The sequence below is a fragment of the Pararhodobacter zhoushanensis genome, assembly GCF_025949695.1.
GTDB classification, from domain to species: domain Bacteria; phylum Pseudomonadota; class Alphaproteobacteria; order Rhodobacterales; family Rhodobacteraceae; genus Pararhodobacter; species Pararhodobacter zhoushanensis_A.
In genome coordinates, this window is sequence record NZ_JAPDFL010000001.1 from 1782822 (window position 1) to 1802514 (window position 19693).

Annotated in this window: 23 protein-coding genes; 7 read left to right on the plus strand and 16 right to left on the minus strand. The window is 65.0% G+C overall.

Annotation, left to right across the window (positions count from 1 at the left end):
• Nucleotides 1–28: 28 nt before the first annotated feature.
• The 9 genes from OKW52_RS08875 to OKW52_RS08915 form a co-directional block, all read right to left on the minus strand.
• Entirely contained in the window at nucleotides 29–745 is a 717-nt protein-coding gene (locus tag OKW52_RS08875; protein ID WP_264505377.1) for an ABC transporter ATP-binding protein, read from the minus strand.
• Complete coding sequence (locus OKW52_RS08880) at nucleotides 738–1484, minus strand: ABC transporter ATP-binding protein (protein WP_264505378.1); 747 nt, start codon at nucleotides 1482–1484, stop codon at nucleotides 738–740. The genes OKW52_RS08875 and OKW52_RS08880 overlap by 8 nt, the downstream gene beginning before the upstream one ends.
• Nucleotides 1481–2440 (minus strand): branched-chain amino acid ABC transporter permease, encoded by a 960-nt coding sequence (locus OKW52_RS08885; protein WP_264505379.1) that lies wholly within the window; start codon nucleotides 2438–2440, stop codon nucleotides 1481–1483. The genes OKW52_RS08880 and OKW52_RS08885 overlap by 4 nt, the downstream gene beginning before the upstream one ends.
• A complete protein-coding gene (locus tag OKW52_RS08890; protein ID WP_264505380.1) occupies nucleotides 2437–3300 on the minus strand; it encodes a branched-chain amino acid ABC transporter permease in 864 nt (287 codons plus the stop codon). The genes OKW52_RS08885 and OKW52_RS08890 overlap by 4 nt, the downstream gene beginning before the upstream one ends.
• A 57-nt stretch (nucleotides 3301–3357) precedes the next feature.
• Entirely contained in the window at nucleotides 3358–4524 is a 1167-nt protein-coding gene (locus tag OKW52_RS08895; protein ID WP_264505381.1) for an ABC transporter substrate-binding protein, read from the minus strand.
• A gap of 92 nt (nucleotides 4525–4616) precedes the next feature.
• Nucleotides 4617–5888 (minus strand): aminomethyl transferase family protein, encoded by a 1272-nt coding sequence (locus tag OKW52_RS08900; RefSeq protein WP_264505382.1) that lies wholly within the window; start codon nucleotides 5886–5888, stop codon nucleotides 4617–4619.
• 38 nt (nucleotides 5889–5926) lie between these two features.
• Nucleotides 5927–6658, minus strand: coding sequence for a GntR family transcriptional regulator (locus tag OKW52_RS08905; protein ID WP_264505383.1), 732 nt, complete (start codon nucleotides 6656–6658; stop codon nucleotides 5927–5929).
• A 137-nt stretch (nucleotides 6659–6795) separates the two neighbouring features.
• Entirely contained in the window at nucleotides 6796–7182 is a 387-nt protein-coding gene (locus OKW52_RS08910) for a DUF302 domain-containing protein (protein ID WP_264505384.1), read from the minus strand.
• 118 nt (nucleotides 7183–7300) lie between these two features.
• A complete protein-coding gene (locus tag OKW52_RS08915) occupies nucleotides 7301–7630 on the minus strand; it encodes a hypothetical protein (RefSeq protein ID WP_264505385.1) in 330 nt (109 codons plus the stop codon).
• 141 nt (nucleotides 7631–7771) lie between these two features.
• Between OKW52_RS08915 and OKW52_RS08920 the strand changes: the two genes are divergently transcribed.
• Nucleotides 7772–8335, plus strand: coding sequence for an REP-associated tyrosine transposase (locus OKW52_RS08920; protein WP_264505386.1), 564 nt, complete (start codon nucleotides 7772–7774; stop codon nucleotides 8333–8335).
• An 80-nt stretch (nucleotides 8336–8415) separates the two neighbouring features.
• Here OKW52_RS08920 and ettA read toward each other — a convergent pair whose 3' ends face one another.
• Nucleotides 8416–10071 (minus strand): energy-dependent translational throttle protein EttA, encoded by a 1656-nt coding sequence (gene ettA / locus OKW52_RS08925; protein ID WP_264505387.1) that lies wholly within the window; start codon nucleotides 10069–10071, stop codon nucleotides 8416–8418.
• 185 nt (nucleotides 10072–10256) lie between these two features.
• On the opposite strand from ettA, the gene OKW52_RS08930 reads away from it, so the two are divergent.
• Both OKW52_RS08930 and OKW52_RS08935 read left to right on the plus strand, forming a co-directional pair.
• On the plus strand, nucleotides 10257–11138 hold the full coding sequence (locus tag OKW52_RS08930) for an SPFH domain-containing protein (RefSeq protein ID WP_127104602.1): 882 nt from the start codon (nucleotides 10257–10259) through the stop codon (nucleotides 11136–11138).
• Nucleotides 11138–11425: an NfeD family protein gene (locus OKW52_RS08935; protein WP_127104601.1), complete on the plus strand. Its 288-nt coding sequence runs from the start codon at nucleotides 11138–11140 to the stop codon at nucleotides 11423–11425. Before OKW52_RS08930 ends, OKW52_RS08935 begins: the two co-directional genes overlap by 1 nt.
• 26 nt (nucleotides 11426–11451) lie before the next feature.
• On the opposite strand, the gene OKW52_RS08940 is transcribed toward OKW52_RS08935, so the two are convergent.
• Both OKW52_RS08940 and OKW52_RS08945 read right to left on the minus strand, forming a co-directional pair.
• The gene (locus OKW52_RS08940) at nucleotides 11452–12057 is read right to left on the minus strand and encodes a sugar transferase (RefSeq protein WP_264505388.1); all 606 of its coding nucleotides are present in this window, start codon (nucleotides 12055–12057) and stop codon (nucleotides 11452–11454) included.
• Nucleotides 12054–12875 carry an NAD-dependent epimerase/dehydratase family protein gene (locus OKW52_RS08945; protein ID WP_264505389.1) on the minus strand — a complete coding sequence of 274 codons (822 nt, stop codon included), beginning with the start codon at nucleotides 12873–12875 and terminating at the stop codon, nucleotides 12054–12056. Before OKW52_RS08945 ends, OKW52_RS08940 begins: the two co-directional genes overlap by 4 nt.
• 121 nt (nucleotides 12876–12996) lie before the next feature.
• On the opposite strand from OKW52_RS08945, the gene paaG reads away from it, so the two are divergent.
• The 4 genes from paaG (at nucleotide 12997) to OKW52_RS08965 (ending at nucleotide 16245) form a co-directional block, all read left to right on the plus strand.
• Nucleotides 12997–13785 carry a 2-(1,2-epoxy-1,2-dihydrophenyl)acetyl-CoA isomerase PaaG gene (paaG, locus tag OKW52_RS08950; protein WP_264505390.1) on the plus strand — a complete coding sequence of 263 codons (789 nt, stop codon included), beginning with the start codon at nucleotides 12997–12999 and terminating at the stop codon, nucleotides 13783–13785.
• Nucleotides 13782–14225: a hydroxyphenylacetyl-CoA thioesterase PaaI gene (paaI, locus tag OKW52_RS08955; RefSeq protein ID WP_264505391.1), complete on the plus strand. Its 444-nt coding sequence runs from the start codon at nucleotides 13782–13784 to the stop codon at nucleotides 14223–14225. Before paaG ends, paaI begins: the two co-directional genes overlap by 4 nt.
• A 3-nt stretch (nucleotides 14226–14228) precedes the next feature.
• Nucleotides 14229–15539 (plus strand): phenylacetate--CoA ligase PaaK, encoded by a 1311-nt coding sequence (gene paaK / locus OKW52_RS08960; protein WP_264505392.1) that lies wholly within the window; start codon nucleotides 14229–14231, stop codon nucleotides 15537–15539.
• 112 nt (nucleotides 15540–15651) lie between these two features.
• Complete coding sequence (locus OKW52_RS08965; protein ID WP_264505393.1) at nucleotides 15652–16245, plus strand: TetR family transcriptional regulator; 594 nt, start codon at nucleotides 15652–15654, stop codon at nucleotides 16243–16245.
• Nucleotides 16246–16368: 123 nt separating this feature from the next.
• Here the strand turns inward: OKW52_RS08965 and OKW52_RS08970 are convergent, their stop codons facing one another.
• The 4 genes from OKW52_RS08970 to OKW52_RS08985 are packed head-to-tail and all read right to left on the minus strand — an operon-like array spanning nucleotide 16369 to nucleotide 19684.
• The gene (locus OKW52_RS08970; RefSeq protein ID WP_264505394.1) at nucleotides 16369–17058 is read right to left on the minus strand and encodes an ABC transporter ATP-binding protein; all 690 of its coding nucleotides are present in this window, start codon (nucleotides 17056–17058) and stop codon (nucleotides 16369–16371) included.
• Nucleotides 17055–17804 (minus strand): ABC transporter ATP-binding protein, encoded by a 750-nt coding sequence (locus OKW52_RS08975; protein WP_264505395.1) that lies wholly within the window; start codon nucleotides 17802–17804, stop codon nucleotides 17055–17057. Before OKW52_RS08975 ends, OKW52_RS08970 begins: the two co-directional genes overlap by 4 nt.
• Nucleotides 17797–18774, minus strand: coding sequence for a branched-chain amino acid ABC transporter permease (locus OKW52_RS08980; RefSeq protein ID WP_264505396.1), 978 nt, complete (start codon nucleotides 18772–18774; stop codon nucleotides 17797–17799). The genes OKW52_RS08975 and OKW52_RS08980 overlap by 8 nt, the downstream gene beginning before the upstream one ends.
• Nucleotides 18767–19684, minus strand: coding sequence for a branched-chain amino acid ABC transporter permease (locus tag OKW52_RS08985; protein WP_264505397.1), 918 nt, complete (start codon nucleotides 19682–19684; stop codon nucleotides 18767–18769). Before OKW52_RS08985 ends, OKW52_RS08980 begins: the two co-directional genes overlap by 8 nt.
• Between the last annotated feature and the right edge of the window lie 9 nt (nucleotides 19685–19693).

The window sequence follows — 19693 nt, forward strand, 5'->3', positions numbered from 1 at the left end:
CTGGTGCTCAAGGGCCCGTGCGCGGTGTTCAAACCCCGGTCGGCAGCCCGATGCCTACATGGCGTTCGACGATTGTGGGGTCAAGCCGCAACGCAGCGGCGGGTCCGCTATGCACCACTGACCCTGCGTCCAGGATCACCACATGCTCGGCAAAGCGCAGGGCAAGGTCGGTGTGCTGCTCGACCAGCAGGATGGTGTGGCGTCCGTCATCGGCCAGTTGCTCGAACGTCTCCATCAGCTGATCGCAGATCACCGGGGCCAGACCCTCAAGCGGCTCGTCCAGCATCAGCAGCGACGGGCGGCCCATCAGCGTGCGGGCGATGGCCAGCATCTGCTGCTCGCCGCCCGACAGCTGCCCGCCACCATTGCGGCGGCGCTCCTTGAGGCGGGGGAAGAGCGCATACGCTTCATCGAGCGTGGCATCCCCGCGCATCCCGGCGATCAGGTTTTCCTCGACGCTCAGCGACGGAAATATGTCGCGGGTCTGCGGCACCAGACCCAGCCCAAGGTGTGAGCGACGGTGCGGCGGCACCGTGCGCAGGTCTTGGCCCTGAAAACGCAGGCTCCCGGCATGCTGGCGGGTCAGGCCCATGATCGTGGCCAGCAGCGTGGTCTTGCCCACGCCGTTGCGGCCGATGATGGCGACGCGCTGACCCTTGGGCACGCTCAGCGAGATGCCCTGCAGCACCGTCGTGTCGCCATAGCCCGCAATCAGGCCGTCGAGTTCGAGAACCGGCTCAGTCATGATGCGCTCCCAGATACAGATCGCGGACCTGTTGGTTGGCGGCGATGTCGGCGGGCGTGCCTTGGGTCAGGATCGCGCCATTGACCAGCACGATGATCGAGCGGGCGACCTGAAACACCAGTTTCATGTCATGCTCGATGATCAGCACGGCCAGATCGGCGGGCAAGGCCTCGATCGCGCCGGTGATCAGGTGGCTGTCGGACGAAGGCACGCCGGCGGCGGGTTCATCGAGGATCAGCACGCGGGGTTTGAGCGCCAGCGTCATCGCCATCTCGACCAGCCGCTGCTGGCCATAGGCGAGGTCCTGCACCGGCTTGTCGGCAAGGGGCAGCAGGGTGAAGGCGGCAAGTTGTGCCTCGATCTCGGCCTCGATGCCCTTGTCGCGGTCCGCCCGGTGCCAGAACCGCAGCGCGCGGCGCTCGCGCTCAAGGATCGGCAGGCGGATGTTTTCGCGCACGCTCAGGTGCTTGAACAGCGTGGTGATCTGGAAGGTCTTGGCGATCCCGGCGCGCACCCGCGCGGCCTCGCCCAGCCCGCCGATATCGCGCCCGTCCAGCAGGATCTGCCCCGAGGTCGGTTTGAGGATACCGGTGATCAGGTTGGAGAACGTGGTTTTCCCCGCGCCGTTCGGCCCGATCAGCGCGGTGCGGTCGCCCGGTTGCAGGCTCAGCGTGATGTCGCGCGCGACGATCAGCCCGCCGAAGCTCTTGTTCAGCCCCTTGGTTTGCAGCCCCTTCATTTGCCACCCCCGATCAGGCGCTTCAAAGCCGTGGGCACGCCCAGCAACCCTTTTGGCACAAAGAACACCACCCCCAGCACCAGCGCGCCGATGATGAACAGCCAGTTAAACGGATCGACCGAGGCCGCCAGATGGTGCACGACCATGAAGATCACCGTGCCAATGATCGCGCCGTAAAGCTTCCCGGCCCCGCCAAGGATCAGCATGATCACCGCCTCGGCGCTGTGGGAGAAGTTGAAGACCTCAAGGCTGACCAGTTGCGTGATCTGCGCGGCCAGCGCGCCCGCGATCCCGGCAATCGCGCCGCCCAGCGTGTAGAGGATCAGGCGGCGCTGGTAGACCGGTGCGCCGATGGCCCGCATCCGCGCCGGGCTCTCATGGATGCCGCGCGCCATCAGGCCCAGCGGCGAGGCTTTGAGCATTTTGAGCGCGAAGAGCACCACGAACAGCACGCAGCAGACATAGATATACCCGGTCTGCCCGATGAAATCGAAGCGCCACAGGCCAAGGATCGGGTCCATGCGGATACCGCGCATCCCGTCCGCACCGCCGGTCCAGTCGCGCGCGCGGTTGGCGATCTCTTGCAACACCAGCGCCACCGCGATGGAGAGCATGATCAGCGTCAGCCCCTCGGCGCGCATCAGCAAAAGGCCCGACAGGAAGGCAATCGCCGCCCCGGCCAGCATCCCCACGGCCAGCCCCAGAAGGGGGTCGCCGGAGAGATGGATCGCGAACAGCCCGGCTGCATAAGCGCCCGAGCCATAAAGCGCCGCCTGTCCCAGCGTGACGATGCCGCCAAGACCAAGGATCAGGTCAATCGACAAAACGAGGATCGCCATGATCACGATACGGGTCAGAAAGGCGAGGTCATACGGGAAGGCATAGAAGGCCGCGACAGCCGCGATGATCAGCAGCGCATCGGCCAGCAGGCCCTTGGTGAGCGGGGTCAGTTTCATGCGTGGCCCCGTCCCATCAGCCCGTGCGGGCGCAGTGTCAGCAAAAGCATCATCACCGCGTAAAAGGCGATGGTGCCGAAATCGGGCACCAGATAGCGCGCGGCGGTGTCCAGAATGCCCAGACCCAGCGCCGCGACAAACGACCCGGTGATCGAGCCCATGCCGCCCACGGCGACCACGGTCAGGAACAGCACCATGTAGCGAAGGGGATAATAGGCATCGATCGGCAGCAGCTCAGCCCCCAACGCGCCCCCCAAAGCGGCAAGCCCGGCGCCCAACATGAAGGTCAACGCGTAGATGGCGGCGGTGTTGATGCCCAGCACCGAGGCCGTCGCGCGGTGGTCCACAGCGGCGCGCAGGCGGATGCCGAAGCGGGTGCGCTCGATCAGCAGATACAGGAACGCAATCACGATCAGCCCGGCGATGATCACGACGATGCGGTGATAGGGCAGGGTGCGAAAGCCCAGATCCAGCGCGCCGCGCAGCAGCGGCGGGGTCGGGATCGCCAGGATTGTGGACCCAAGCCACAGATTGACCGAGGCGATCATCAGAAACGCGATGCCGATGGTGGCCAGCACCTGCTGCAGCTCTCCCATCCGGTAGATGCGCTGATAGAGCAGCCGCTCCAGCGGCAGGGCGATCAGCATGGTGGCGGCCACGGCCAGCGCCATCGCCGACCAGTAGCCCAGCCCTGCCGCGATCAGCCAATGCGCCAGCGCGCCGCCCAGCATGGCAAAGCCGCCATGGGCCAGATTGATCACCCGCATCAGACCCATCGTCACCGACAGCCCGACCGAGATCATGAACAGGATCATGCCATAGGCAATCCCGTCCACCAGAATGGAAAGTAACGTGTTCATGCAATGCTTCCGCCGGTGAGGGGCCGCCCTTTCGCGGGCGGCCCCGGGGTCAGGGCGTTACTGGCTCAGGCCGAGATCCGGCACAGCCTCGATCGTGGCAATCTCGCGGTTGATCAGGCGACCGTTCTCGTCGTGGTCAACTTCGCGGATATAGACGTTCTGGGTGATGTGGCGGGTAACGGGGTCAATCGACACCGGCCCGCGCGGGCTTTCCCAGGCATAGCCACGGGCCGCTTCGATCGCTGCCGGGCCATCGCTGCCCGCCATTTCGACCATGTGGTAGATCAGCGCAGCGCCGTCATAGGCCCCGACCGAGGCCAGGTTCGCCACGCTGTCAGGATACATCTCGGCCAGCATCGTGGTGAACGCGTGGTTCATCTCGGAGTCATGCGCAGCCGAGTAGTGATAGGCGGTGTGCAGCCCCAGCGCCTGATCGCCCAGCGCGTCGAGCGTGGTTTCGTCCGTCTCGCCCGTCCCAAGGAACGTGATCCCGGCGGCCTGCAGGTTGTTCTCGTTATACGAACGGGTGAAGGCGTAGGTGGGCGGACCGGCGGGCAGGAAACCGAAAACGGCCTGCGGCGACTGATCGCGAACGCGCTGCATGAAGGGTGCGAAATCGGTGGTCGAGATCGGCATGCGGATCTGGTCCAACACAGTCCCGCCACCGGCCTCAAAGGCCGAACGGAAGGCGTTCTCGGCGTCGATGCCGGGGCCATAATCGGTCACAGCCGTAACCGCCGTGGTGATCCCCTGCTCAAGTGCCCAGTCGGCCATCGGCACCGTCACCTGCCACAGCGTGAAGCCGGTGCGCACGAAGTATTCGGACTGCTGGGTGATGATCGACGTCGCGGCGTTGAAGATCACGCCGGGCGTTTCCGACTGCGTCAGCAGCTCGGCCACGGCCAGCGCGTTGGGCGTAAACACCAGCCCGCCGATATAGTCGACCTGCTCGCGGATCAGCAATTCCTGCGCCATCGCCCGCGACTGATCGGGGTTCGGCCCGCCCGAGTCCCGGTACAGGAACTCGATCGTGTGATCGCCGACCTCGGTGCCGTTCTGGGCCTGAAAGACCTCGATGGCTTGCTGGAACTGTTGACCCCAGATCGCGAAGGGGCCGGAAAGCGGGGCGATGACACCGACCCGGATGGTATCTGCCGGTGCGCTGCCTGCCATCAGGGCAAGCAGGATCGGCGCGGCCAGAAGCCGCTTTGATGGTGTGTTCATGAAGTCCTCCCAATGTCTGCGGTCGCTGACCGTTGACGATTTCAGCATGGCGGATCGAGTTGTTTTGTCAACACATATCTTGCCGCTCTGGTTCAGTAGGAAGCGCGCCGGTTGTCTTGCTTGAAAGGGGCCTGCGCGATGGTTGCGCGGATGGCGATCTGGGGTCTGCCGGGCGCTCCCCACAGCACGCTGACCGCGCTGCCGATCTCGGCCTCGGCGACATCGATGGTGGCCAGCGACAGCATTTCGCGGAAGGAATACGAATACCCGCGCGAGGTGGTCGCGCCGATGTCCCGCCCGTCCTTCATCACCCGGTCGCAATACATGAACCCGCGCTGATCCCGGGGCATTTCCATCCAGTCGTAGGGCAGGCCTTCCTTTTGGAACAACGAGGTATAGACCGTCGACACATCCTCGGGATTCCACACCAGCGTGCGGATCACCCGGCGCGGGTTGGCCTTTTCTTCGGCCAGCGCGTCCCGCCCGATAAAGTCGTGACCCAGATGGATGCGATTGGCCCAGCCCAGCTCGACCGGGCTGCGATACCAGTCGGAAATCCGGCCGCCTTCAAAGCTGCCCGCAACGTTGAAGGTCGAGGCAAAGGCAGGCAGGGCCGCGCGGAATTCATCCAGATAGGCCTGCATCGACGGCTCGAAAATCGCCGGCAGATAGTCGGTGACGATGGTGGGAAAACACGCCTCAAGATGGTTGATGAACGCGGTGCGCCCGCCCAGCCGCCGGATGCCGACGTCACGCCCGGCCTCGAGAATCGCCGCGTACACCTCGGCGCTGCGGTTGATGTCGCCTTGCAGTTCGAACCCCAACTCGCCCGCCATGCCTTGGCGCAACGCCAGCACCTTGCAGCCGGCGATGGTGATATGGCCGTTGTGCATGAACTTCACGTCGCGCAGCGACTGGCCGCTGGCCTTTTCCACGACATGGATCGCGTCCGGCCCCTGAACCTGAAAATTGAACCAGTCGTCGGCCTGCGATTGCACGTTGTACGATCCATGCCGCAGCTTGTGGTCCACCCAGAAGGTGCCGCGCCCGAACAGCATGACCTCATCGTCGCTGAGCCGGGTCAACACGCCCTCGGCGATGATCTTGCCGGACTCCTCGGTGTGGATCACGTGCTTGGACTGGTCGATGGCGAAGTTGTCGAAATTGTTCACCGACACGTCCGAGAACAGCTTCAACACATCCGGCCCCCGGAACCGGCGCTCCCACAGGAACGACCAGTCACCGATGTAACAGCCCTCTTTCCACGACAGGCTTTCGTCCTGCCAGTCGGTGTATTCGGGCTGCCCCCAGCGCGTGGTGAAATAGCCTTCGGGCGTGCGCCGAAGGGTCTGCAGGTCAGTCATGACCGCCTCCTTGTTGTCAGATCAGGTTTGGTGCGGCCTTAGCCGTCGGTGCCCGCAGCCACCCAAGGGATCGCGTGATCGCGGGCTTGCAGCAGTTCGAGGTAGCGCGCGGCGCAGAAGGAGTGCTCATGCGCCAGCGATTGCGCGCGCGCGCCATGGCCTTGCGCAATCGCCTCGACAATCGCGCGGTGCTGCTCTTGCGCCATGATCAGCACCTTCTTGACCGAGGCATGATCCAGCGCCAGCGATTGCACAAAGGCGTTGGGTGCGGCAAAGGGCAGCGCCTTGATCCGGTCGAGCGAGCGCGCGACCATGTCGCTGCCCGACGCCTCGATCAACAGGCGGTGAAATTCGTCGTTCAGGCGGACGTAATCGCTTTGGTCCACATCCGCCGACAGGTTGCCGACCACATCGTCCAGTTCGGCGACGCAGGCGCGCATCCGCATCAGCAGCGCCTTGGGCACCGTGCCCTCGGCGGCATAGCGGGCGGCAAGGCCTTCCAGCGTGCCGCGGATCTCGATGGCCTGAAAAATGTCCTGCGCGCTATAGGCCTTGACCGCAAAGCCCGAGGTTTCGCGGCGCTCCAGCAGTCCCTCTTCCGCCAGTTGCGCCAGCGCGGCGCGGGCGGGGGTGCGCGAGACGCCGAAACGCTCGACGATCATCGGCTCGGCCACCCGCGCGCCGGGGGCCAGCAAACCGTCGATAATCAGCCCGCGCAGGCCAAGCACGGCCCTGAGTGTCTGCGACTGGGTGTTGTCCTGGTCCTGCATGGCGTCCTCCCTGTGCTGCACGCTAGGGCGGCACAGGGAGGCCTGTCAACGATTCGTATACGGTTTTCAGCTATCTCGCGTAAATCTGTGCCTGTACTGCAGGCGAACCCATGAAAGCGTATACGTTTTTGCCATGCTCAGATCGCCGCGATCGCCTCGGCCAGCATGTCGCGCACCTTGCCGGCGACCGCGTGCAGCTCGGGGTTTTCGATCGCCGACATCGACGCCACCGGGTCAATCGCCGAAATCTCGACCCCGCCCTCGACCTCGCGCAGGATCACGTTGCAGGGCAGCATCGCGCCGACCTTGGGTTCAAGCCCGATGGCAGCCCAGGCCATGCCGGGGCTGCAAGCCCCCAGAATGCGGTAGCCCGACATGTCCTTGTCCATCTTGGTTTTCATCGTCTGCTTGACGTCGATCTCGGTCAGCACGCCAAACCCTTTGGTTTGCAGGGCCGAGCGGGTGCGGGCGTCGATGTCGGGCATGGCGGCGCCGGGGAACAGACGGTCGATGGTATAGGGCATGATGAGCCTCCTCTTCACAGTAGAAGATGGGGGGCGAGGGGGCGCAGCACAAGCCTTGCGCCGAAACGCAAAACGCCGCGCAGGGGCTGCGCGGCGTCGAAAGTCAGACGCGACCGACTTATTCGTCGACGATGGTGTAGTCGCTCGTCTCGCACAGGTTGAGCGAGTCGGTCACTTCCGTCTCGTCCGCGAAAACCGCGCGCAGATCGTAGTCGCAGCCACGGTCGCCCTGAATGGTGACCTCAGCCGACTGACCGGCACCAAGGATGTCGGCGCCCAGAATGTCGTCTTCCCAATCGTCGGCCGAGGTCGGCGACGCGTAGAATTCCATCACGTCGGTCGTGGTGGCATTGTTGAGGGTGAAGACGATGTCTTCGGCAAACACAGGCGCTGCAAACAAAGAAAGAACGGCAGCCGCGGTGGCAATACGCATCATGCGCAGGGACATGGGATAACCTTTTGGAACGAGGGAATAACTCGATAGGCATAGAGCCTGCCGTGCGTTGCCGGAAGAGGGATTCGGCGGCGTCGTGGAAATATCTTTTGACCCGGTAACGCTTTGTTCATGGCGCGCTGAAACGGTAGCGTGATGTCACGCTATCATCGCCCTTTCGCCACCGGCGCCCGTGTCTTTTTCACCGTCTCCTTGGCGCAACAAGGGGGCGACCTGCTGCTGCGAGAGGTGGATCGCCTGCGCGCGGCAGTCGTGCAGACGCGCAACCAGCGGCCCTTTGGCATTGATGCGTTTGTCGTGCTGCCCGACCATCTGCATGCGTTGTGGACCTTGCCGCCGGGGGACGGCGATTACAGCCTGCGCTGGGCGGCGATCAAGGCGCGCTTTTCGCGCGGGCTGGCGGTTGGCGCGCAGCGCGCCAGCCACGCGGTGCGGCGTGAAAAGGCGATCTGGCAGCGGCGGTTCTGGGAACACCACATCAGGGATGAGGCCGATTACGAGCAACACCTGCGCTACTGCTGGGGCGATCCGGTCGCGCATGGGCTGGTTGCGCGGGCGGTGGATTGGCCGCTGTCTTCGCTGCACCGCGACCTGCGGCGCGGCATGGTGCCGCCTGACTGGCTGATTGCCGGTGAAGGCGGGGTAGGGTGCGCTTCAGCGCACCGACTGCGCCTGCCGTTCCGCGATACGGTGCGCTGAAGCGCACCCTACCCGGACCGCCAAACGCAAAACGGCCCCGCGGGATCACACCCGCGGGGCCGTCAAGCCGTCAGCTCCGCTCAGCGCGAGAAGCGCTTGTACTTGGCGCGCTTGGGTTCCAGCGCGTCGGGGCCAAGGCGGCGGATCTTGTCTTGCTCGTAGTCTTCGAAGTTGCCCTCGAACCACTCGACATGCGCGTCGCCCTCGAACGCCAGAATATGCGTGCACAGACGGTCCAGGAAGAAACGGTCGTGCGAGATGATGATCGCGCAGCCGGCGAATTCGTCGATGGCCGATTCCAGCGCCTGCAGCGTCTCGACGTCCAGATCGTTGGTCGGTTCATCGAGCAGCAGCACGTTGCCGCCCGAGCGCAAGAGCTTGGCCATGTGCACGCGGTTGCGCTCACCACCCGACAGCAGGCCGACTTTCTTCTGCTGGTCGGTGCCCTTGAAGTTGAACGCGCCGGTATAGACCCGGCTGTTCATCTGCATGTCGCCCAGCTGGATGATCTCGGACCCGCCCGACACCTCTTCCCAGACCGTCTTGGCCGGATCGAGCGCATCGCGCGACTGGTCGACATAGGACAGCTGCACCGTGTTGCCCAGCTCGATCGTGCCCTCGTCGGGCGCTTCGCCCCCGGTGATCATGCGAAACAGCGTCGATTTCCCGGCACCGTTCGGGCCGATCACCCCAACGATGGCCCCCGGCGGCACGGTGAAGCTGAGATCCTCGATCAGCAGCTTGTCGCCCATGTGTTTTTTCAGGCCGACGACCTCGATCACCTTGTTGCCCAGACGCTCGCCGTTGGGGATGATGATCTGCGCGTTGGTGGCGCGTTCCAGCACGGTCTGACCGGCCATGTCGTTGTAGCGCGCGATACGGGCCTTGCCCTTGGCCTGACGGGCCTTGGCACCCGAGCGGATCCACTCGAGTTCCTTTTCCAGCGCTTTTTGCTTGGATTTGTCCTCGCGGGCTTCCTGCTGCATGCGCTTGGCCTTCTGGGCCAGCCACGCGGAATAGTTGCCCTCATAGGGAATGCCGCGCCCGCGATCCAATTCCAGGATCCACGACGTGATGTCATCGAGGAAGTAGCGGTCGTGGGTGACGATCAGGATCGTGCCTTTATAGGCGATCAGGTGTTTCTGCAGCCAGGCGATGGATTCCGCGTCCAGGTGGTTGGTCGGCTCATCGAGCAGCAGCATGTCCGGCGCTTCCAGCAGCAGCTTGCACAGCGCCACCCGGCGGCGTTCCCCACCCGAGAGCGACTCGACATCCGCGTCATCCGGCGGGCAGCGCAGCGCGTCCATGGCGACGCCGACGGTCGCTTCCAGCTCCCACAGGTTCTGCGCGTCAATCTCGTCCTGCAGCGTCGCCATCTCGTCGGCGGTCTCGTCCGAGTAGTTCATCGCCAGTTCGTTGTAGCGGTCCAGAATGGCCTGCTGCTTGGCGACGCCCAGCATCACGTTGCCCTTCACGTCCAGCGCCGGGTCCAGATACGGCTCCTGCGCCAGATAGCCGACCTTGGCGCCCTTGGCGGCCCAGGCTTCGCCTTTGAAGTCGGTATCCATGCCGGCCATGATCTTCAGCAGGGTCGATTTACCCGAGCCGTTGACGCCGACGACACCGATTTTCACACCGGGCAGGAAGTTCAGGTTGATGTCCTCAAAGCACTTTTTGCCGCCGGGATAGGTCTTGGACACACCATCCATGTGATAGACATACTGATACGAGGCCATGACGGTCACTCCAAAAATAACGGGGATTTGCACCGTTCCCTATAGGGGCGCGGCCAAACCTGCAAGCGCCGCCTCTTCCCCTTTGCCCCTGCAGCGCCCATACTGCGCCCGTTAAGATCAATTTTGGCCGTGATGTGAAACCTGGCGACGTTCCGATCCCACAGCCCTTGACCCCGGAGCCTTTCATGCCCCTCGATTTCATTGGCGGCGGTAGCATTGTGCTGCTCTTGCTCGCGCTCTTCATTATCATTTCGATTTTTCTGGGCGTCCGCATCGTTCCCCAGTCGCAGAAATACGTCGTGGAACGCTTTGGCCGCCTGCGCGCCGTGCTTGGCCCCGGCATCAACCTGATCGTGCCCTTCGTGGACACCGTTGCGCATAAGGTCTCGATCCTTGAGCGTCAGCTGCCCAACCAACGGCAAGACGCGATCACCACCGACAACGTGCTGGTGCAGGTCGAAACCTCGGTGTTTTACCGCATCATGGAGCCGGAAAAGACCGTCTATCGCATCCGCGACGTGGACGCGGCGATCCTGACCACGGTAGCCGGCATCGTGCGCTCGGAAATCGGCACGATGGAGCTGGACGAGGTTCAGTCGAACCGCGCCCGCCTGACGCAGAAGATCGGCGCGGCGATTGCCGATGTGGTTGACGACTGGGGCATCGTGGTGACCCGCGCCGAATTGCTGGACGTCAATCTGGACGAGGCCACCCGCGCCGCCATGCTGCAACAGCTGAACGCCGAGCGCGCCCGCCGCGCCGCCGTGACCGAGGCCGAGGGCAAGCGCCGCGCGGTCGAGCTGGCCGCCGATGGCCAGCTTTACGCCGCCGAGCAGGAAGCCAAGGCCAAGCGCGTCACCGCCGATGCCGAGGCTTATGCGACCGGGGTGATCGCCGAGGCGATTGCCAAGAACGGGCTGGAAGCCGCGCAATATCAGATCGCGCTGGCGCAGGTTGAGGCTATGAAGAAGGTCGCCGAGGGTCAGGGCAAGCAAACCGTGATCCTGCCCGCCGCGCTGATGGATTCCTTTGGCGATGCCTTCAAGATGCTGAAAGGGAAGTTCTGATGCTGGAATCGCTCTGGTGGGTCTGGATCGCTGCCGGTCTGGCGCTGGCGATTCTTGAGGTACTGGTGCCCGGCTTCCTGTTTGCCGGCTTCGCGGTCGGTGCCGTGGCCACCGGCGCGCTGATCGCGCTGGGCCTGCCCGGCATGGGCTGGCTGTCGGTGTCGCTGATCAACGCGCTGCTGGTGTTTGCGGTGATCTCGGTCATTGCGTGGCTGGCGATGCGCGCGCTTCTGGGTGTGCGCAGCGGGCAGTTGAAGAAGATCGACCACGACATCAACGAAGACTGAAACGGGGGCCGGACGGCCCCTTTCTCTTAGCGCGCCGACGGGAACAGCGTCTTTCGCACCACGTTGAGGTCAAAGCAGAACGTCCAGTTCTTTTGATACATCAGGTCGATGCGGGCTTTGCGCGGCACGCAGTTGGTCGCGTAAATCGCGTCGGTTTCCTCGGGCGTTCTGGCCCGCGCCAGCAGGTGCTGTTCGTGCCTTGAGTAATAGATCGTGGCAAGCCCGGTCAGGCCCGGACGGCTTTTCAGCACCTCGTCATATACCTCGGGAAACCGCTCGACGTATTCGCGCAGGGGCGGGCGCGGGCCGACCACCGACATATCCCCGATCCACAGGTTCCACAGCTGCGGCAGCTCATCAAACCGGCGGCGGCGCAGCCATGCCCCGACCGGGGTGATGCGCCGCGCCTTGTCCCCGCCCGAGACGCCCCGGTCCCCTGCATCCACCGTCATCGTGCGGAACTTCCACAGCCGGAAACCGCGCGTCGGCGTGGTCATCCGCTCGCCGCCGTAAAAGACCGGGCGACCATCCGTGATCAGGATCACCAGCGCAATCACGATCACCATGGGCACGACAAAGGGCGTGATCATGGCGGCGGTCCAGATATCGAAAGCGCGTTTGGCGGGGTTCATGCGGGGTCCTTGCAGGCGCGCCACTCGGCGATCATCGCGGGCGCTGTGCTGTCGGTATGTTGCAGCCGGACAAGGGATTCAAGCCGCCCCGTGGCCAGCGTGAGGCGCGCAATCGCTTGGGGAGGCGCAGGCTGGCGCGCGACCGGCAGGCCCGCCGCTGCCGCCAGATCGGCCATATCCACCGGCTCGGGCGTGCCGATGTTCAGCACCGGCGGCAGGGCAGGGGCCAGCGCCAGCGCCAACAGCACCCGGCCCAGCGTCTGCGGGCCGATGTAGCTGCGCACAGGGCCGCTGCCATCGGCGAACTGGTCCAGCACCAACGGTCGGCGCTCGTTGGTCAGCAGCGCATCGGCCCCGGCGACATTGCCGATGCGCAGATGGGTCACGTCAGGCCCGGTACAGGCCTGCTCCATCGCCAGTTTTGCGCGGCCATAGTCGTTGGTGGGCGCGCAGGTGTCGTCCTCATCCCACGGCGTGGCCCTCCCGGATCCATAGACTGCCGACGACGACGCCAGCAGCACCCGCCCGATCCCCGCATGGCGCGCGCCTTTCAGCGTCGCGATGCCGAGGGCAACATTGTCGTCCAGCCGCGCGTCCGGTCCCGGTGTCACCCCCGCCAGCATGACCAGCGCGCGCGGTCGCCCGTTGGCCGCGCACCAGTCGAGCAGCGCAGCGGTTCCGTCCAGCGGCGACCACGTCAGTTCCTGCCGCGCACCGCGCCCGGACCAGGCCACCGACGCCAGATCCGCTGCCTGCAACAGCCGCCCGACCCGCCCGTTCGCGCCCGTGATCAACAGGGTTTTGCTTTGCTCACTCATCCCGCCTGATTGCCACGGGCGGACCGGTAAAACCAGCCGCGACGCCGCGCATAATTCATTGACTGAACGGTCGGTCTATGTAAGCTTTTCGCCAGCGGCCCCGCCGTCAAGGGAGGATTCCATGAGCGATTCGGACACCATTGCGGTGAGCCTTTCCGACGGCGTGCTTGAAGTCACGCTCAACCGGCCCGAGCGGCTGAATTCCTTTACCGAAAGCATGCACCTTGCCCTGCGCGCCGCGCTGAACCGTGCGCCGTCCGAGGCGCGCTGCGTGCTCTTGACCGGTGCTGGCCGGGGCTTTTGCGCCGGGCAGGATCTGGGCGACCGCGACCCGCGCAAAATGGACGGCCCGCCCGATCTGGGCGATACCGTGCGCCGCCTCTGGGCCCCCTTGGTGCGCCAGATCAAGGCGCTGGAAATGCCGGTGATCTGCGCGGTGAACGGCGTGGCGGCGGGCGCGGGCTCGTCTCTGGCGCTGAACTGCGACCTGACGCTGGCCGCGCAAAGCGCCAGGTTCATCCAGTCTTTCTCGAAGGTTGGGCTGATCCCCGACACCGGCGGCAGCTGGCACCTGACCCGGCTGCTGGGCGCGCAGCGCGCGATGGGGTTGGCCCTGACCGCGCAAAGCCTGCCCGCGCAACAGGCCGCCGACTGGGGCCTGATCTGGCAATGCCTGCCCGATGACGCGCTGATGACCGAGGCGCGCGCGCTGGCCAGACGCTTCGCATCCGGCCCGACCTTTGGCTTCGCGCAGACCAAACGCGCCCTTCAGGCCGCTGCGACCAACACGCTGGACGCGCATCTTGAGCTGGAGGCCGAGCTGATGAAAGCCTGCGGCGAAAGCGCCGATTACGCCGAGGGCGTCGGCGCCTTCCTCGACAAGCGCCCGGCGGAGTTCACCGGCAAATGACCCTGACCCCGCAAGAGCTTGCGCAGGCCTGCGCCGATTCCATGTGGGCGCAGGACGAGGCCACCAACGGGCTGGGCATGGTGCTGCAAAGCGTCGCCCCCGGTCAGGCGGTGATCACCATGAAGGTGATGCGCGACATGACCAACGGGCTGAAGACCTGCCACGGCGGGTTTATCTTCACGCTGGCTGACAGCGCCTTCGCCTTTGCCTGCAATACCTACAACCAGCGCACCGTCGCGCAGATGGCGCAGATCACCTTTCTGGCCCCGGGTTTCGAGGGCGATGTGCTGACCGCCTCGGCCCGCAAGATCTGGAAACAGGGGCGCAGCGGCATCTACGACATTCAGGTCACGAACCAGTCCGGCCAGCCGGTCGCCGAGTTCCGTGGCCATTCGCGTACCGTCAAGGGCACCCATCTGCCCGACATGTCCAAGGAGTGAGCCATGGAAGACCTCTCGCCCCGCCCCGGTGATCTGGAGCCGATCGAAACCGCCTCGCGCGATGAGATATCGGCCTTGCAGCTTGAGCGGCTGAAATGGACGCTCACCCATGCCTATGAAAACTCGCCGTTCTACCGCAAGCGCTTCGATGAGAAGGGCGTGCACCCGGATGATCTGAAGGCCCTTTCGGATCTGGCGAAATTCCCCTTCACGGTGAAGACCGACCTGCGCGATACCTACCCGTTCGGCATGTTCGCCGTCCCGCGGGAGAAAATCGCCCGGATCCATGCCTCGTCGGGCACCACCGGCAAACCCACCGTTGTGGGCTATACCGCCAAGGACATCGACACCTGGGCCGGGCTCGCCGCCCGCTCCATCCGCGCCTCGGGCGGCCGGGCCGGGGACATCCTGCATGTCGCCTATGGCTATGGGCTGTTTACCGGCGGCCTGGGCGCACATTACGGCGCCGAGAAACTGGGCTGCACCGTGGTGCCGATCTCGGGCGGGATGACCGAGCGGCAGGTGACATTGATCCAGGACTTCAAGCCGCGCGTGATCATGGTCACGCCCAGCTACATGCTGTCGATCCTCGATGAATTCCGCCGTCAGGGGCTGGACCCGCGCGAAAGCTCGCTCGCCGTCGGCATCTTCGGGGCTGAACCTTGGACCAACGCCATGCGCCGCGAGATCGAAGAGGCGTTTGATATGCACGCCGTCGATATCTACGGCCTTTCCGAGGTCATGGGGCCGGGCGTCGCCAATGAATGCGTCGAGACCAAGGACGGGCTGCACATCTGGGAAGACCACTTCTACCCCGAGATCATCAACCCCGAAACCGGCGAGCCGGTGGCGGATGGGGAGATGGGCGAGCTGGTCTTCACCACCCTGACCAAGGAAGGTCTGCCGATCATCCGCTACCGCACCCGCGACCTGACACGGCTGCTGCCGGGCACCGCGCGCTCGATGCGGCGGATGGAAAAGATCACCGGGCGCTCGGATGACATGATCATCCTGCGCGGGGTCAACGTGTTCCCGACGCAGATCGAGGAACAGATCCTGAAATGCGCCGGCCTCGCCCCGCATTTCCAGATCGAACTGGTCCGCGCCGACCGCATGGACGCGATGGTCGTGCATTGCGAAGCGACCGACAGCAGCGCTGGGGCAGAGGCGCGCGCCGCCTCGGCCAAAGAACTGGCGCATCACATCAAATCGGTGGTGGGTGTCTCGACAAAGATCACCGTGCACAACCCCGGCGGGGCCCCGCGCTCGGATGGCAAGGCCAAGCGCGTGGTCGACAATCGCCCCAAACCCTAACGCTTTCATCTTGCTGAAAATACGCTGGGGGGTGAATGGCCGGAACGGCCAGAGGGGGGCTAGCCCCCTCCCTCCGCCACCGCCCCTCTGCCCACCACCAAGGAGCCGGACCATGGCCCGTACCCGCGCCCTCGACTTTGAGGACAAGCAACGCGCGATCCTGACCAGCGCCGCGGCGGTGCTGGCCGAGCAGGGCATGGACAAGGCCTCGATGGCGCAGATCGCCGGGCAGGCAGGGGTCTCGAAAGCGCTGCTGTACCATTATTATCCGGGCAAGGACGCGCTGATCTTCGGTATCATCCGCACGCATCTGTCCGAACTGGACGAGGCGGTGAGCACTGCCGATGATGCAACCCTGCCGCCCCGCGCGCGGCTCAGGGCGCTGGTTGGCGCGGTGCTGGAAACGTACCGGGATGCCGACAATTTCCACAAGGTCCAGCTGAACGGCACACCGACCCTGCCGCCAGGCCAGAAGGACGAGATCCACGCCATCGAGCGGCGCATCGTGCGGCGGTTCTCGGAGGTGTTGCGGGCGGTGCGGCCAGAGCTGGAAGCGCCCTTGCTGATGCCGGTGACCATGTCGCTGTTTGGCATGATGAACTGGGTCTACATGTGGTTCCGCGACGGCGGGGCAGTCACGCGCGAAGACTACGCGGATGTGGCGACGGCGCTCGTGCTCGACGGGATCGCAGGGGTGGGCCGGTAGGGGCGGCGCTCGGGGGCATCGAGCCCCCTCGCGCCGCGCCGGGGCCAGCCCCGGCACCCCGCCGGGGGACGCAGGGCGTCCCCCGGACCCCCTCAAGGGGCGTATTGAAAGCAAGATGAAGGGTCAGAGGCCGAGGTAGCGGTGTTCGATCTCGGGTGTGATCTGGGACGGGGTGCCGGACCAGACGCTTTGGCCGCGTTCCAGAATGACGCAGGTGTCGGCGACGGGTTTGAGTTCGCTCAGCGTCTTGTCGACCACGAGGATGGACAGGCCCTGCGCTTTGAGTGCGCGGATGGCGGCCCAGATTTCCTGTCGGATGACGGGGGCGAGGCCCTCGGTTGCCTCATCGAGCACCAGAAGGCGCGGGTTGGTCATCAGGGCGCGGCCGATGGCGAGCATCTGTTGTTCGCCGCCCGACAGGGTGCTGGCCTGTTGCCCGGCGCGTTCGGCGAGGCGGGGGAAGAAGCCTTGCACCCGTTCCAGCGTCCACGCGCCGGGGCGGGCGGCGGCGATCAGGTTCTCGGTGACGGTGAGCGTGGCAAAGCAGCGCCGCCCCTCGGGCACCAGCCCGATGCCAAGGCGTGCGGCCTTGTAGCTGGGCAGGGTGGTGATCGTCTGCCCGGCGAACCAGACCTGCCCCCGGTACGCCGCGTGCAGGCGGCACAGCGTGCGGATGGTCGTGGTCTTGCCCATCCCGTTGCGGCCCATCAGGGCGACCGCTTGCCCCTCTTGAACTGTCAGATCGACGCCGAACAGCGCTTGCGAGGCGCCGTAGAACACCTCGATCCCCTCGACCCTGAGCAGGTCAGTCATGCCGGGTCTCCCAGATAGGCTTCGCGCACGCGCGGGTCATGGCGGATGTCCTCGACGCTGCCCGAGGCGATGATCTGCCCGTAAACCAGCACCGTGATCCGGTCGGCCAGCGCAAACACCGCGTCCATGTCGTGTTCGACCAGCAGAATCGGCGCTTGCTGTTTGAGGTCTTGCAGGAAGCTGACCAGCTTGCCGACCCCCTCGGTTCCCATGCCCGCCATCGGCTCGTCGAGCAGAAAGCACGCCGGTTCCAGCGCCAGCGCCATGGCGATTTCCAGCAGCCGGCGCTCGCCATGGCTGAGTTCGGCCGAGGGCACGCTGGCGCGGCCCGCCATGCCGACGCGGGTCAGAATCGCCTGCGCGCCTGCGATCAGGCCACGGTCGCGCTGCACGGGTTTGAGGAAGCGGAACGGGTGGCCCTGACGGGCCTGCAGGGCCAGCATCACGTTGCGGCGGGCGGAAAATTCGGGGATCAGCGAGGAAATCTGAAAGCTGCGCCCCAGTCCCAGCCGGGCGCGCTGGGCGGTGCTCAACTGGGTCACGTCGCGGCCGCGAAAGGTGATCGTGCCGCTGTCGGGCGCGATCTTGCCCGCGATCTGGCCGATCAGCGTGGATTTGCCCGCACCATTCGGTCCGATCAGCGCGTGGATTTCGCCCGGGATCAGGGTCAGCGAGACGTCATCGGTGGCCTTGAGCGCGCCGAAACTTTTCTGCAGGTGGGACAGGGTCAGGACCGGCTCAACCATGGCGTTCTTTTCCCGCGATCAGGCCGATCAGACCCCCGCGCGCAAAGAGCACGGCGCCCAGCAGCACGAGGCCCAGCCAGAGTTTCCAATGTTCGGTCATGCCGCCGAACGTGACCTCGAACCCGACCAGAATGGCCGCGCCCGCAACCGGGCCGAACAGCCGCCCCGTGCCGCCCAGAATGATGATCACGATCAGCTCGCCCGACATCGGCCAGGCCATCATCGACGGCGAGGTGAAGCGGGTCAGGTCCGCCATCAGCGCGCCCGCCAGCCCGGTGATCATCCCCGAAATCGCGAAGGCAGTGAGTTGCACGCCGTAAGGGTTGATGCCGACGGCCGCTGCGCGCTCGGGGTTCTGGCGGATCGCCATCAGCGCCGCACCAAACCGCGAGCCGCGCAGCAGGGCTGAAAACGCCAGTCCCGCCATCAGCACCCCGAAGGCGACGAGGAACAGATCCCACGGCCGCATGGTGTTAAGGCCGGGGAACTGGTTGCGCACATAGATCGGCAACCCGTCTTCACCGCCGTAGGCGGGCCATGAAATGGCGAAATAGAACACCATCTGCGCGAAGGCGAGGGTGATCATGATGAAGAAAATGCCAGAGGTCCGCAGGCTCAACGCGCCGATTGCCGTTGCCATCACGCCCGAGATCAGCATGGCAATCGGCCAGATGGTCAGCATCTGATTGCTGCCGGGCAGGCCCAGGACCGGGGTGTTCAGGAAGGCGTGTTGCGCAAGGATTCCAGCGACATAAGCGCCGATGCCAAAGTAAGCGGCGTGGCCGAAGGATACCATGCCCCCCAGCCCCAGCGCAATGTTCAGGCCAACCCCGGCCAGCGCCAGAATCGCAATGCGGGTCGCCAGCGTGATGGTAAACGGCTCACCGGCCCACAGCGCCCAGAGCGGCACCAGCAGCAGGCCCAGGGCCAGGACCGCGTTGACGGCGTATTCGCGGGATTTTTCAGGCATGAGCGGGGAACAATCCCTTGGGGCGGATGACCAGCACGGCGGCCATCAGCACATAGATCAGCATCGAGGCAAGCGCGGCACCGATGCCGGCGGCCTGGCTTTGCTCCATGAAATGACCAAAGAGCCGGGGCAGCAGGAAGCGACCCATCGTGTCGATCACGCCGACCAACAGCGCCCCGACCATCGCGCCCTTGATCGAGCCGATGCCACCGATCACGATGACCACGAAGGCGAGGATCAGCACCGGCTCGCCCATGCCGACCTGCACCGATTGCACGGCCCCGACCAGCGCTCCGGCCAGACCAGCCAGACCGGCCCCCAGCGCGAAGACCAGCGTGTAAAGCGCGCGGATGTTGACGCCGAGTGCCGCGATCATCTCACGATCATTCTCACCGGCGCGAATGCGGATGCCCAGACGGGTGCGCGCGATCAGCAGCCACAATCCCAGCGCCACCGCCAGGCCAAAGCCGATCAGGGCCAGCCGGTACAGCGGGTACTGCGCGATGCCCAGATTGACCGTGCCTGACAGGATCGGCGGCACATCCAGAAACAGCGGAAAGGGTCCAAAGCCGATCTTGGTTAATTCCGACAGCACGAGGATCAGCGCAAACGTGGCCAGCACCTGATCCAGATGGTCGCGGTCATAGAGACGGCGCAGGACGGTTACCTCGATCAGGGCACCCGCTGCCGCCGCAGCAGCAGTGCCGGCGATCAGGCCCAGCCAGAAATTGCCGCTGGCCGCAGCCGCAGCGGCGCAAAAGAACGCGCCAATCATATAAAGCGAGCCATGCGCCAGATTGATCAGGCCCATCACGCCAAACACCAGCGTCAGGCCAGCGGACATGAGGAACAGCATCAGGCCCAGTTGCAGGCCATTCAGCACTTGTTCCAGAAAGAGTGCAGTGGTCACGGCGATCCC